Raw genomic sequence first — 13015 nt, 5'->3', positions numbered from 1 at the left:
CCTTGGGTTTCGTTGCCGTATCGAGCCGGTGGCGTGCGTTGTGACCCTCAGCATGCCGTGCGGGACTCCCTGTTCAGGTCATGACCCTGTCACGGCCTGGTCATGGTCTGCGTGGCGGGGGTGATCGTCCCGGCGTAGCGTCGGTGGCGGGGGCCGCTCACGTACGCCCTGGAGGCCTGACGATGATCCGCAACGTCCTCGGCTCCGTCGTCGCCCTGGCCGGGGCCGCCTCCGCCGTGCTGAGCCCGTTCCGCGACTGGTACGGCGGGCGGGTCGGGCACGACTACCGGGTGCGGGACCTCTTCGAGGGGATCACCCCCGTGGAGTCGGGGGTGCTGGTCTCGGTCCTGCTGCCGTTCCTGGCGGCGGCGCTGCTGGTGGTTCTGGGTGTGGTGCTCCGGTCCCGGCTCGTGGTCGCCCTCGCGGGCCTGGTGGTGCTCGGCTTCACGATCCTGTGGATGGTCCGCCAGGGGCAGGCCGCGGGGTCGCTGGTGGTGGGCGGGGACGGGGCGGGGCTGCAGGTGGGGGTGGCCAACGCACTGGCGGGCGGGGTGCTGATGCTGATCGGGGCGCTGCTGATGAGTGGCCGGCGGAGCCGGCGGGAGCGGAGGGCGGCCCGGGAGCGGGAGCCGGTGGAGCCGTTCGCCGTGCCGGCGGCGGATCAGGTGGACACGTGGCCGCCGACGCAGGAGCCGGGGATGTCCGTGCAGACGTCGCCGTAGCCGGAGCCGGAGGTGGACCCGTACACGGGGCCCGATCCCCGTGACCCCCGTACGCGGTCCTATCCGCAGGCCGCCCCGCACCCGGAGGACGACCCCCGGGACCCGGTACACCCGCCCCACCGGCCGCCGCCCCCTCCGCAGGGTTGACGCCCCGCCCCCGTCAAGGGTTCCGTCCTCAATCGCCGGACGGGCTGGGTGTGCGCCCGACCGGCTGGGTGTTCGCCGGACGGGCGGGAAAATCAAGCCCGTCCGGCGATTGAGGACAAAGAAGGTGGCTCAGGTCCGCGCCCGGTTCCCCGTGCCCGTGCCCTTCAGCGCGTCCAGCGCGTACACGCAGCGGTCCTTGCTGCAGGCGTACACCACGCCCCCCTGCGCCACGGGCGAGCCCGTGATCTCGCCGCCCGTCGCCAGCTTCCAGCGGAGCTGGCCGCCCGCCGCGTCCAGGGTGTACAGCACGTGGTCCGCCGAGCCGAAGTGGACCCGGCCGTCCGCCACCACCGGCGCGCCCACCACGTCGCCGCCCGCCGCGAAGCGCCACTTCGGGGTGCCGGTGACCGCGTCCAGGGTGTACAGCGCGCTGCCGCTGCCGACGTGCACGTTGCCCACCGCGACCAGCACCGGTTCGATCGAGGACCGGGCCTCCGTGGCGATCCGCCAGCGGTCCTTGCCGGTCGTCGCGTCCAGCGCGTACACCGTGCCGAGGTAGTCCGCGAGGTACACCCCGCCGCCGGTCACCGCCGGGCCCGGCGCGAACGCGGGCGGGGAGAGGAAGACCGCCGGGGCCTCGAAGTGCCAGCGCACCCGGCCGGAGCCGGTCTCCACCGCCAGCACCCGGGTGCCCGCCGCGACGTAGACGTAGCCGTCGGTGGCCGGGGTGACCCGGACCGGGACGCCGCCGCAGGAGGCCGCGTCGCCGATCGGGTACGACCAGCGCTCCAGGCCCGTACGGGCGTCCAGCGCGCGCAGCCGGGCGTCCTGCCAGACGTACACCGTGCCGTCGTGGATGACCGGCCCGGCCTCCGCCGTCTCGAAGTCGCTCTGCGCGCCGGTGACTTCCCACAGCTTCTCGCCGCTGGACGCCTCCCAGCCCTGGACACCGCCGCCCCGGGTCGCGGTCAGCACCGTGCCCCGGTCGGCCTTGAGCGCGTACACCCAGGCGTCGGTCGACAGACGCCACTGCTCGGCGCCGGTCGTGGCGTCGAGCGCGTACAGCGAGGGGCCGTCCGAGGCGTGGATCCTGCCGCCCTCGACGGCCATCGCCCAGGCCACGTCGCGGGTCTTGAACTGGCGTCGGCCGTTGCCCACGTCCAGCGCGTGGACCTCGAAGGACGTCACGTACAGCAGATCGCCGGAGACGACGGGCGTGCCCCACACGTCGTTGGACATGCGGAAGCGCCAGGGCCGCCAGCGGTCGGGGGCGGGGGCCGCCGCGTCCGGGGCGGGGCCCGGGGGCGGGACGGCGGCCGTGGGGGCCGCGGCCGGTGAACCGTTCACCCCGGCGGGCGGGCGGACCCAGCCGGTCGCGGGGGCCGGGTGCGCGGCGGCAGCGCCGCGCCCGTCCCCGGCACGCGGTCCGGGGCCGATCGGCACCTTCGCGCCGGGCAGCCGGACGGGCCCGCTGTCGGGAGCCGCGGACGGTCCCGCCGAAGGGGCAGGCCCGCCGGACATCGGCGAGGGCGAGGCCAGCGGGGAGGGCGAGCGCAGGTCGGCCCCGCTGCGCCAGGCGGTGTCCCGCTCCGGGGCCCTGGGGGGCTGCCGAGGGGGCGGCGGGGGCGACACCGGAGCCGCGGGCGGCGCGGTCCGCCCGCCGCCCCTGCGGGCCTCGATCATCGCGGTGGCACGGGAGGGCAGCCAGGCCGACGCCGTACCGCTGTCGTCGCCGCCGGAGGCGAAGAGGTGCGGGGCGAGCTGGGCCTGGAGGTCGGCGGGGCTGGGCCGCTGGGTGGCGTCCATCTGCATGCAGGACTCGATCAGCGGCCGCAGGTCGTCCGGCAGCCCTTCCAGGTCGGGGCCCTCGCGCAGCAGCATGAACACCGTCTCGACCGGGTTGGCCCCGTGGAAGGGGGCGTGCCCGGTGGCGGCGAAGACGAGGGTGGAGCCGAGCGAGAAGATGTCGCTGGCCCCGGTGACGCTGCGGGAGTCCCGGGCCTGTTCGGGCGACATGTACGCGGGCGTGCCGACGGCGACGTTCGTCATGGTCAGGCGGGTGTTGGAGACGCCGGACGCGATACCGAAGTCGATCACCCGCGGGCCGTCCTCGACGACGAGGACGTTGGACGGCTTCATGTCGCGGTGGACGAGACCCGCGCCGTGGATGGACTGGAGGGCCTCGGCGATACCGGCGGCCAGCCAGCGCACGGCCTGCGTCGGCATGGGGCCGCACTCGTTCACTATCTCTTCGAGCGAGGGCGCGGGCACATAGGCGGTGGCGAGCCAGGGCACCGCGGCGCGCGGGTCGGCGTCGACCACGGCGGCGGTGTAGAACCCGCTGACGGCACGGGCGGCCTCGACCTCGCGCGTGAAGCGGACGCGGAAGAGCTGGTCCTCGGCGAGCTCGGTCCGCACCGTCTTGATCGCCACCCGCCGGCCGGACGCCGAGCGGGCGAGATAGACCAGCCCCATGCCGCCGGCCCCGAGCCGTCCCAGCACCTCGAACGGGCCGATCCGTCTCGGGTCGTGCTGCGTCAGCTGCTCCACCACGTGCCTGCCACCTCCCCGTACGGACCTCGGCGACGAAGTCCGCGAATTACCGCCCGGTCGAATCCCGCCCTGCGCGCACCGCCGATTCTTCCTGGCTCGGGCCCCGGTTGCGAACCCGGGGGCGGATCGGGGTGTCCCATGTCACTTCATCCCGTATCCGTCCACACCCGGTTCACCCCGACTCCGTCCACACCGGTTCGCCCCGACCGGTCAGGGAAGCAGTTCGCCGGGCTGCAGTACGGCGAAGGCGGCCCCCTGGTCGTCGTGGAGCACGGCCATCCTGCCGTAGGGGATGTCGAAGGGCGGCTGGGCGACCCGGCCGCCGAGCTGTACGGCGAGCTCGGCGGCGGCGTCGCAGTCGGCGACGGCGAAGTAGATGAGGAAGTAGCTCGGCATCTCGGCCGGGAAGGCGTCCGTGATGACGCTGCGGCCGCCGACGGCGGTGTCCGGGCCCGGTTCGACGCCCTCGGGGGACCACATGCGGAAGTCGACCAGCGCTTCGGCGTCGTCGGAGACGTCGTGGCCCGCCTCGTCCAGGTCGGTGCCGTGGAAGCCGAAGACCTTCTCGTAGAAGGGATCCACCCGGTCCGGCTGCCGGGTGTAGACCTCGGTCCAGCAGAAGGAACCGGGGTCGTTCTGCTTCTCGAAGCCCGCGCGCTCCTCCGGCTGCCAGAGCCCGAAGACCGCGCCCCCGGGGTCGGCCGCCTCCGCCACGATCCCGGCGGCCCCCGCCCGTACGGGGTCGGTGATGATCTGGCCGCCGTGCTCGCGGATCGAGGCGACCGTGGCCCGGATGTCGTCGGTGGAGAAGTAGACGCCCCAGGCCGTGGGCATCCGGCCGTCCTTCTTGGCGGCGAGCGCGGCGACCAGGCGGCCGTCGCTGAACGCGTCGGCGAACGGCATGCCGTCGCCCGCCCGGAAGGTCCAGCCGAAGAGCCCGCCGTAGAAGCGCTTGCCCGCTTCGAGGTCGGAGAGCTGCACGTCCGCCCAGCACGGCGCGGAATGCGCGAATGCGGCCATGGGACCGGGTCCTTCCGTAGCAGTGACGCCACCAGCGGCGCCGGCATCGTGACGCCCGTCACAGTCAACGTAACGTCGCCCCCGGCCCCGCGCGCCCCGACGCACGGCGAACGCCTGGCGGATGCACCTATAGAGAACATTTGCCCGGTTGGTGAAGGGGTCGCTCAGCATGTGGACGAAAGTTGTCCACCGAAGTTATCCACAGGCTGTTGATAACATTTACCGTACGTAACATCCCCAGCTCCGCAGCCCTCGCGGGCGGCGGCCGAAAACCGCCGCTCCCCGCCCCCGCGCACCCCGCCGATCCTGCGCCGTTCCCCATTTGCAGTCGGCCGAATCGCGCTCCCATCACCCCTCGGTAAGCTGACGGCATGACAGGACAAGTACGCACCGTCGACGGCCGCGTGGCCGGTCGACGCGGTCAGGCGACGCGGCAGAAGCTGCTCGACTGCCTCAGCGAGATGCTCAGCTCCTCGCCGTACCGGGACGTCAAAGTCATCGACGTCGCCCGGAAGGCCGGGACTTCACCCGCGACTTTCTACCAGTACTTCCCCGATGTGGAGGGCGCCGTCCTCGAAATCGCCGAAGAAGTCGCCAAGGAGGGCGCCGGACTGACCGAACTGGTCGCCGGACGCTCCTGGGTCGGCAAGGCCGGCTGGACCACCTCGGAGCAACTCGTCGAGGGATTCCTCGACTTCTGGCGGCACAACGACGCGATCCTGCGCGTGATCGACCTCGGCGCGGCCGAGGGGGACAAACGGTTCTACAAGATCCGTATGAAGATCCTGAACTCGGTCACCAACTCCCTCACGGATTCGGTGAAGGAGCTCCAGAGCAAGGGCAAGGTCGACAAGGACGTCAGCCCGGCGGCGATGGCGGGCTCCCTGGTGGCGATGCTGGCCGCGGTCGCCTCGCACCAGAAGGGCTTCACCACCTGGGGCGTGAGGCAGGCCGAACTGCGCCCGAACCTGGCGCTGTTGGTGCACCTCGGCATCACCGGCAAGAAGCCGACGAAGTAGGCCGACCCCCGCCACGTCCTGTCTCACCGACGGCGGACCACCCCCACGCACCCCTGCGGGTGGTCCGCCGTCGGCGTCCCCGGACGATGTCCACGGTCGCCGCTGTCCGGCTACCGCCGCTCCAGCCGGAACAGCCGGATCTGCCGCTCCACCCGCCGCTGGTACGCCGCGTACGGCGGCCAGAACGCGAGCGCGGCCTCCCACACCCGGGCCCGCTCCTCGCCCTCCAGCAGGGTCGCGCGGACGGGGATGTCCCGGCCGCGCCAGTTGACGACGGCCTCGCCCCCGCGGGCCAGCAGGTTCGCGGTCCAGGCCGGGTGACCCGGACGGCCGAAGTTGCTGCCGACCAGGATCCAGGCGCCCTCCACCTCCCCCTCGGGCATACAGGCCAGCGGCGTGGTCCTCGGCCGGCCCGTGCGCGCCCCCGGCACCGTGAGGACGAGCCCCGGCAGCATCCGGGCGCTCAGCAGCACCCTGCCCCGAGTGAGCCGGTGCACGGCCCGGTCCAGCACGGGAACCACACGTGGGGCGATCAGGGCGAAGGCTCGGGTCGAGGAGACCCGCTGGACCAGCCGCACGCCCCGGGCGCCGGTCACCGGACGCCCGCCCCGTACAGGACCCCGGAAGCGGTGGCGGCGGGGCCGAAGAGCCCGGCCCGCCGCGCCGCGTGGTCGCGCAGCCGGTGGACCGGGCCGAAGAGCAGCTCGTCGCCCGCCGCCCGTTTGAGGTAGCGGTGCGCCTCGTGCTCCCAGGTGAAGCCGATGCCGCCGTGCAGCTGGACGGCCTCACCGGTGGTGATCCTGGCCGCCTCCAGGGCCTGGGCGAGCGCGAGCGGCCCGGCCTCCGGGTCCCGGGCGGCGTGGTACGCGGCGGAGCGGGCCGCCTCGACCCGTACGTACAGGTCGGCGAGGCGGTGCTTGACGGCCTGGAAGGAGCCGACGGCCCTGCCGAACTGTTCGCGCGTCTTCACGTACTCCACGGTGCGCTCCAGAGCGCTCGCCGCCGTCCCGACCGCCTCGGCGGCGAGGATCGCGGCGGCCGTGCGCCCGGCGTCGGCGAGGGCGGCGGCCGCGTCGGCGGTGTCGTCCGCGCCGAGCGGCTCGGCGGGGGTGTCGCGCAGTTCGACGCGGGCCAGGGGGCGGGTCTCGTCGAGGGCGGTGAGCCGGGTGCGGACGAGGCCGGGCGCATCGCCGGGGACCAGGAACAGCTGCGTACGGCTGCGCGGGTAGCCCCCGGCGTGGGCGGCGACCAGGAGCAGCCCGGCGCTGTGCCCGTCCAGGACCCGGTCGGCCTCCCCGTAGAGCCGCCGCCCGCCCGCCTCCCCGAGGGCCTGGATGCCGCCGGCCCGGCCGCCGCCCGCCCAGGTTCCGTCGAGGTTGTCGCCGGTGAGGCCGAGGGCGGCGGCGAGCGAGCCGCCGGGGAGGGCGAGGGCGGCGGTCAGGGTCCCGTCGGCGATCCGGGGCAGGAGGGCGGCCCGCTGGTCCGGGGTGCCGAGGGCGGCGATCAGGGGTGCGGCGAGGGCGGCGGTGGCGAGGAGCGGTGAGGGCAGCAGCGCCCGCCCGGTCTCCTCGCAGGCGAGGGCCAGCTCGGTGGCCGTGCAGCCGGCCCCGCCGTACTCCTCCGCGAGCGCGAGGCCCGGCAGCCCGAGATCCCCGGCGAGCCGGCGCCACAGGGCCGGGTCGTAGCCCTGGGCGGTGCGCACGGCGGCGGGGATCGCGCCGGGTCCGGTGTGCCGGGCGAGCAGGTCGCGCAGGGTGCGGCGGATCTCGTGCTGTTCCGCGGTGAAGGCGGCGTCCATCTGCGGGCTCCTTCCGCCCAGGGGTCGGCGACCCCTGATCTGACGAGCCGTCATGTTAGGTGTGGGGGACGTTAATTCCCAGAGTCGCGCAGACGCGTGGGGCGAGGAAGGTGTCGCGCACGACTGGTTGCGGCGCCTCCCATCTGATGTACCGTCAGATCCATGTCTGCCTCCCGCCCTCGCAAGGCCGCCGTCGTCGGCGTGGCGCTCGCGGACTGCGGCCGCGTCGACGACGCCACGCCGTACGCCCTGCACGCCCAGGCCGCCCGCCGTGCCCTCGCCGACTCCGGCCTCGACCGCTCGGTCGTCGACGGCTTCGCCTCGGCGGGGCTCGGGGCCCTGGCCCCGGTGGAGGTCGCCGAGTATCTGGGGCTGCGGCCGACCTGGGTCGACTCGACGGCGGTGGGCGGCGCCACCTGGGAGGTGATGGCCGCCCACGCGGCGGACGCCATCGCCGCGGGCCGGGCCCGGGCCGTGCTCCTCGTCTACGGGTCGACGGCCCGGGCCGACATCAGGGCGGGCCGCCGCACGTCGAACCTGTCGTTCGGGGCGCGGGGACCGGCGCAGTTCGAGGCGCCGTACGGGCACAGCCTGATCGCCAAGTACGCGATGGCCGCCCGCCGTCACATGCACGAGTACGGCACGACCCTGGAGCAGCTCGCCGAGGTGGCGGTGACGGCGCGGGCGAACGCGGCGGCGAACCCGGAGGCGATGTTCCGGGAGCCGATCACGGTCGAGGACGTCCTCTCCGGCCCCATGATCGCGGACCCGTTCACCAAGCTGCACTGCTGCATCCGCAGCGACGGGGGCTGCGCGGTGCTGCTGGCCGCCGAGGAGTACGTACCGGACACGGCGAGAACCCCCGTCTGGATCCTCGGCGCCGGGGAGCACACCTCGCACGCCACGATGTCCGAGTGGGAGGACTTCACGGTCTCCCCCGCCGCCGTCTCCGGCCGGCTCGCCTTCGAACGGGCCGGGGTGCGCCCGGCCGACATCGACCTGGCCGAGATCTACGACGCGTTCACGTACATGACGCTGGTGACGCTGGAGGACCTGGGTTTCTGCGCGAAGGGCGAGGGCGGCGCCTTCGTCGAGAAGGGCCGCACCGGTCTGCGCGGCGAGCTCCCGGTGAACACGGACGGCGGCGGCCTGTCCGCCTGCCACCCCGGGATGCGCGGGCTGTTCCTGCTGGTGGAGGCGGTACGGCAGCTGCGCGGCGAGGCGGGACTCCGGCAGGTACTGAGGGCCGGGGGCGGACTGCCGGAGCTGGCGGTGGCGTCGGGGACGGGCGGCTGGTTCTGCTCGTCGGGGACGGTGGTGCTGGGGCGGGGGTGAGGTGCCCCGGCCTCAGAGCCCCACGACGGTGACGACGCTCTCCAGGCCCTTGAAGTCGTCGGCGTTGCGGGTGAAGAGCGGCAGGCCCCGGACCGACGCGATGGACGCGATCATCAGGTCCATGCGGCGCGGCCGGGGATCGCGCCGGGCCGCGAGGACGAGGGCGACAAGGGTCCCGTACCGCGCGGCGGCGTCCCCGTCGAACGGCAGCGGCTCGAAGTCCGCGACGGCCGCGCCCAGCTTCTCCGTCCGGGCCGCCCGGACCAGCGGGTCCTTCGCCATGGCCACGCCTTGCTGGAGTTCGGCCAGGGAGATCGCCGTGAGGGCGGGCACCATGGGCAGCCGCTCCGGCTCCAGCAGGTCGAGGTCGATGTACGTACAGGTGTCGAGCACTCCCGTGCGGTGCCGCTCAGCCACCGTTGCGCCCCCACACGTCGTCGTCGCCGACCCGGTCCTCCGTGCCGAAGAACTCGTCCGCCTCGCGGCGCAGCAGGTCGCTGTCGACCCGGGGCAGCCGCCGGTGCCGGGCCACGAGCTCCTCGGCGCCGAGCTGCCTCTTGCGACTCAGCGGACGCAGTTCGGCGACCGCTATGCCGTTGCGGGTGATGTGGAAGGTCTCCCCGCCCTCCACCGCGTCCATGACCTCGGCGGAGTTGTTCCGGAACTCCCGCTGCGTGATGGTCTTCATGAGCCCACGGTAGCGCGCCGTGTCCCGTGGTGCTACATCGGAGAACCGCCCCATGCGGTCCAATGACCCCATGACCGACGACACCTCCCAGCACTCCTTCCGCGACCTCCTGCACGCCCAGCGGGTCTGGGACACGGAGCTGCCCGCCTTCGATCCGGAGACGGCCCCGCCCGCGCCTCTCGCCCTCTTCCACACCTGGTTCGCCGAGGCCGTGGCAGCGGGGCAGCCCGAGCCGCACGCGATGGCGCTGGCCACGGCCGACACCGAGGGGCTCCCCGACGTCCGCACGCTGCTCCTGCACGACGCCGACGAGCGGGGCTGGCACTTCGCCTCCCACGCCACCAGCGCCAAGGGCCACCAGCTCGCCGCCCGTCCGCACGCCGCGCTCGGCTTCTACTGGCCCGCGCAGGGCCGTCAGGTACGGGTCCGGGGCCCCGTCGTCCGCTGCACCCCGGCCGAGAGCCACGCCGACCTGCACGCCCGGTCCACCGGAGCGCTCGCCGCCGCGCTGACCGGGGCGCAGAGCGCGGTCGTCGGCTCGGTGGCTGAGCTGCACCGGACGGCGGACGTGGCCTGGGACCGGGCGGTGGCGGAGCCGGAGGCGGAGGCCCCGACCTGGACCCGGTACGTGGTCGAGCCGGCCGAGGTCGAGTTCTTCCAGGGCGATGCCCGGCGCCGCCACGTCCGGCTGCGCTACCGCCGTACGGAGAGGGGCACCGGCGGCTGCTGGACGCGGGAGCTGCTCTGGCCCTGACCGGTGCACACAGCACGTTTATCCGGTTCTCACCGTTAAGGGGCACTATGGGAGACAGCTGAGCTGTTGGGAGGCATCGATGCCACGGGCCCGTTCGCGCTACGCCCCCGACCGGGGTCTGACCGGCCGCATGGTCACCACCATGTTCCTGATCGGTCTGCTCTACGTCGTCTTCGTGGGCGTGCTCCTCGCGGCCCTGCGGGGCTCCTGGCCGATCATCCTGATCATCACGGGCGGCCTGTTCATCGCCCAGTTCTGGTTCAGCGACCGCATCGCCGCGTACGGCATGGGCGCCCGCGAGGTCACCCCCGAACAGGCCCCCGAGCTGCACGGCACCATCGACCGCATCTGCGCGCTGGCGGACATGCCGAAGCCGAAGGTGGCGATCGCCGAGAGCGACGTACCCAATGCGTTCGCCACCGGCCGCAGCGAGAAGACGGCCCTGGTCTGCGCGACGACGGGCCTGCTGCGCCGCCTGGAGCCGGAGGAGCTGGAAGGGGTCCTCGCCCACGAGATGTCGCATGTCGCGCACCGGGACGTGGCCGTCATGACCATCGCCTCGTTCCTCGGCGTCCTGGCGGGCGTCATCACCCGGATCGCCCTGTGGGGCGGCTTCGCGCGCAGCCGCCCCGGCAACGACCCGGCGGGCATCCTGCTGCTGCTCATCCCGCTGATCAGCGCCGTCGTGTACGCGATCAGCTTCCTGCTGACCCGGCTGCTCTCCCGCTACCGCGAACTCTCCGCCGACCGGGCCGCCGCCCTGCTCACCGGACGCCCTTCCGCGCTCGCCTCCGCCCTGACGAAGGTCAGCGGGCAGATGGCCCGCATCCCGACGGAGGACCTGCGGAAGGCGGAGCCGTACAACGCGTTCTACTTCATGCCCGCGTTCTCCGCGAAGGAGAGCATGGGCCGGCTGTTCTCCTCGCACCCGACCCTGGAACAGCGCCTGGACCAGCTGTCCCGGATCTCCACCGACCTGTCCCGCTGAACCATCGAGCGTTGAAGGAGTTACGCCCGTGGGCCTGCTCGACGCGATCCTCGGCCGGAGCAAACCGGTCCGCCCCGACCTCGACCAGCTCTTCGCCGTCCCCTCCGCCGCCCTCACCCTCCAGGCCGCCACCGGCTTCACCCCGACCGGCCGGGGCTCGGTCTGCTTCGCCGGGGTGGAGGGCGGCGGCTTCGCCCGGCTCCAGGAGGACGTACGGGAGTTGCTGGACGCGGACACGGAACGCGGCGGCATCCCGGTGGAGTTCAGCCGGGACGCGTACGGCTACACCTGGCTGCTGGCCTCCCACCCGGCCGACGACACGGCGGGCCTGGTCAACGACCTGCACGCGGTCAACGCGATGCTCCAGGACGGCGGTTTCGGCCCGCACCTGCTCTGCTCGCTGATCGGCTTCCGGGACGCGGAGGGCGCCGACGGCCGGCCGCTGGCGCTGGTCTACCTCTACAAGCGCGGCACGTTCTACCCGTTCGCCCCGCTCCCCGGGGACGCCGAGAAGCGGGACAACCAGTTGGAACTCCAGGTCCGGGGCGCCCTCGGCGACGACCTCCGGGTGGAGAAGGATCTGTCCCGGTGGTTCCCGGTGTGGGGCGCGCCGGGGCTGTGATCAGCCGTTGGCGACCGCGTGGCTCAGGAACGTGGTCCAGGCGGCCGGGGAGCGACCCCCGGGGGCCTCAGCCTGCGGGCCGGAACACCGCCACGGCCTCCCCGCCGCGCTCCCCCGCCTCCCGGAACGTGACGGTCAGCCGCATCCCGACGAGCAGGGCCTCGTGCGCGCACTCCACGATCTCCGTCATCATCCGGGGCCCCTCGGCGAGGTCGACGACGGCCGCGACGTACGGGACGCGGGAGCCGAAGGGCGGCAGGTCGTTGCGGTGGACGACGGACCAGGTGTAGAGCGTCGCCTCCCCGCTCGCCGGCTCCCAGCCCACGTCCTCGCTCCAGCAGTACGGGCAGAACTCGCGCGGGTAGTGGTGCGCCCGGCCGCATCCGGCGCAGCGGCGTATCAGCAACTTCCCCTCCGCGGCCGCGTCCCAGTACGGGCCAGTGAAGGCGTCCGGCTCCGGGAGGTCGAAGCGCGGGGCCGCGGCCGCACGTTCGGCGCTCACAGGAACAGCCCCAGCGCCGCGTCCAGCGACCAGGTCTGCCAGGCCATCGCGAACAGGGCCACGAACGAGATCAGCGCCATCATCGCGTTCTGCCCCTGCTCGGCCCAGTCGTGGATCATCAGGGTCAGGTAGAGGAGGTTGAGCAGGAGGCCCGCCGCCAGCGCGACCGGGGCGAGGAAGCCGGTCACCAGCCCCAGCCCCAGGGCCAGTTCGGCGTAGACGACGACGTATGCGATCAGCTTCGGGCGGGGTTCGACGACCCGCCGGAAACCCGTGCGGACCGCCCCCCAGCGGTGCTTGCCCGCAATGTCCGCCGCCCAGGCGATCCCCGTACCGCGCTCGAACCAGCCTTTCCTGTCCTTGTGGCGCCAGCTCTCCAGCCACCACAGGCCGAGGCCTATGCGCAGGACGGCCAGCCATTCCGCTCCGCCGAGCCAGATCGTCTGCACCGGCCCTCCATTCGCAGTTTTCTGACGGTACGTCAGTTCACCGGACGGAGGCCGTCCCCGCAAGAGGTCTGCACCGCCTTCAGCGCCGCCGTCCGCGCCCCAGCAGCCATGCCAGATAGACGCCGCCGAGCGCGCCGGTGACCACGCCCACCGGCAGCGGTCCGGCCGTCGGCAGCGAGATCGCGACCAGATCGGAGGCGGAGAGCAGCAGCGCCCCCATCGCGGCGGCGGGCAGCAGCCCCGTTCCCGCACCCCGGCTGAGACGGCGGGCCAGCTGGGGTGCGCAGAGGGCGACGAACACGATCGGTCCGGCCACCGAGACCGCCACCGCGCTCAGCCCGACCGCGACCAGGAGGACGAGCACCCGGGTCCGTCCCGCGTCCACGCCGAGGCCGTCCGCCGCCAGTCAAGACAAGGT

Annotated in this window: 13 protein-coding genes and 2 pseudogenes; 6 read left to right on the top strand and 9 right to left on the bottom strand. The window is 73.5% G+C overall.

The window, feature by feature from the left end; genetic code table 11:
* Window positions 1–182 precede the first annotated feature (182 nt).
* Window positions 183–869, top strand: a pseudogene (locus tag WQO_RS20625) (hypothetical protein).
* 129 nt (window positions 870–998) lie between these two features.
* On the opposite strand, the gene WQO_RS20620 reads toward WQO_RS20625, so the two are convergent.
* Window positions 999–3422: a protein serine/threonine kinase AfsK gene (locus WQO_RS20620; protein WP_010060985.1), complete on the bottom strand. Its 2424-nt coding sequence runs from the start codon at window positions 3420–3422 to the stop codon at window positions 999–1001.
* A gap of 210 nt (window positions 3423–3632) precedes the next feature.
* Window positions 3633–4442, bottom strand: a complete 810-nt coding sequence (locus WQO_RS20615) for a VOC family protein (protein ID WP_010060988.1) — start codon at window positions 4440–4442, stop codon at window positions 3633–3635.
* Window positions 4443–4813: 371 nt separating this feature from the next.
* On the opposite strand from WQO_RS20615, the gene WQO_RS20610 reads away from it, so the two are divergent.
* Window positions 4814–5461 (top strand): TetR family transcriptional regulator, encoded by a 648-nt coding sequence (locus WQO_RS20610; protein ID WP_010060990.1) that lies wholly within the window; start codon window positions 4814–4816, stop codon window positions 5459–5461.
* Between the two features lie 110 nt (window positions 5462–5571).
* Here the strand turns inward: WQO_RS20610 and WQO_RS20605 are convergent, their stop codons facing one another.
* Entirely contained in the window at window positions 5572–6057 is a 486-nt protein-coding gene (locus WQO_RS20605) for a nitroreductase/quinone reductase family protein (protein ID WP_010060992.1), read from the bottom strand.
* Window positions 6054–7259, bottom strand: a complete 1206-nt coding sequence (locus WQO_RS20600; protein ID WP_010060994.1) for an acyl-CoA dehydrogenase family protein — start codon at window positions 7257–7259, stop codon at window positions 6054–6056. The genes WQO_RS20605 and WQO_RS20600 overlap by 4 nt, the downstream gene beginning before the upstream one ends.
* Window positions 7260–7421: 162 nt before the next feature.
* Here WQO_RS20600 and WQO_RS20595 point away from each other — a divergent pair, with 162 nt between their 5' ends.
* Window positions 7422–8594 (top strand): thiolase C-terminal domain-containing protein, encoded by a 1173-nt coding sequence (locus WQO_RS20595; protein ID WP_029182321.1) that lies wholly within the window; start codon window positions 7422–7424, stop codon window positions 8592–8594.
* Window positions 8595–8606: 12 nt separating this feature from the next.
* Here WQO_RS20595 and WQO_RS20590 read toward each other — a convergent pair whose 3' ends face one another.
* Window positions 8607–9011 (bottom strand): PIN domain-containing protein, encoded by a 405-nt coding sequence (locus WQO_RS20590; protein ID WP_029182322.1) that lies wholly within the window; start codon window positions 9009–9011, stop codon window positions 8607–8609.
* Window positions 9004–9282 (bottom strand): type II toxin-antitoxin system Phd/YefM family antitoxin, encoded by a 279-nt coding sequence (locus WQO_RS20585; protein WP_010060997.1) that lies wholly within the window; start codon window positions 9280–9282, stop codon window positions 9004–9006. Before WQO_RS20585 ends, WQO_RS20590 begins: the two co-directional genes overlap by 8 nt.
* Window positions 9283–9334: 52 nt before the next feature.
* Here WQO_RS20585 and WQO_RS20580 point away from each other — a divergent pair, with 52 nt between their 5' ends.
* The 3 genes from WQO_RS20580 to pspAB all read left to right on the top strand — a co-directional run bounded on the left by WQO_RS20580 (window position 9335) and on the right by pspAB (window position 11646).
* Window positions 9335–10036, top strand: a complete 702-nt coding sequence (locus WQO_RS20580; protein ID WP_010060998.1) for a pyridoxine/pyridoxamine 5'-phosphate oxidase — start codon at window positions 9335–9337, stop codon at window positions 10034–10036.
* Between the two features lie 79 nt (window positions 10037–10115).
* Window positions 10116–11024 carry a zinc metalloprotease HtpX gene (htpX, locus tag WQO_RS20575; RefSeq protein ID WP_010060999.1) on the top strand — a complete coding sequence of 303 codons (909 nt, stop codon included), beginning with the start codon at window positions 10116–10118 and terminating at the stop codon, window positions 11022–11024.
* A 28-nt stretch (window positions 11025–11052) separates the two neighbouring features.
* The gene (pspAB, locus tag WQO_RS20570) at window positions 11053–11646 is read left to right on the top strand and encodes a PspA-associated protein PspAB (protein WP_010061001.1); all 594 of its coding nucleotides are present in this window, start codon (window positions 11053–11055) and stop codon (window positions 11644–11646) included.
* A 67-nt stretch (window positions 11647–11713) separates the two neighbouring features.
* Here the strand turns inward: pspAB and WQO_RS20565 are convergent, their stop codons facing one another.
* The 3 genes and pseudogenes from WQO_RS20565 to WQO_RS20555 all read right to left on the bottom strand — a co-directional run.
* On the bottom strand, window positions 11714–12148 hold the full coding sequence (locus WQO_RS20565) for a Zn-ribbon domain-containing OB-fold protein (protein ID WP_010061003.1): 435 nt from the start codon (window positions 12146–12148) through the stop codon (window positions 11714–11716).
* Window positions 12145–12597: a hypothetical protein gene (locus WQO_RS20560; RefSeq protein WP_010061005.1), complete on the bottom strand. Its 453-nt coding sequence runs from the start codon at window positions 12595–12597 to the stop codon at window positions 12145–12147. The genes WQO_RS20565 and WQO_RS20560 overlap by 4 nt, the downstream gene beginning before the upstream one ends.
* Before the next feature lie 79 nt (window positions 12598–12676).
* Window positions 12677–13000: pseudogene (locus WQO_RS20555) on the bottom strand (iron chelate uptake ABC transporter family permease subunit); the annotation flags it as partial.
* Between the last annotated feature and the right edge of the window lie 15 nt (window positions 13001–13015).

This window comes from Streptomyces globisporus C-1027, assembly GCF_000261345.2.
GTDB lineage: Bacteria > Actinomycetota > Actinomycetes > Streptomycetales > Streptomycetaceae > Streptomyces > Streptomyces pakalii.
This window is presented reverse-complemented; position numbering and strand designations above follow the sequence as displayed.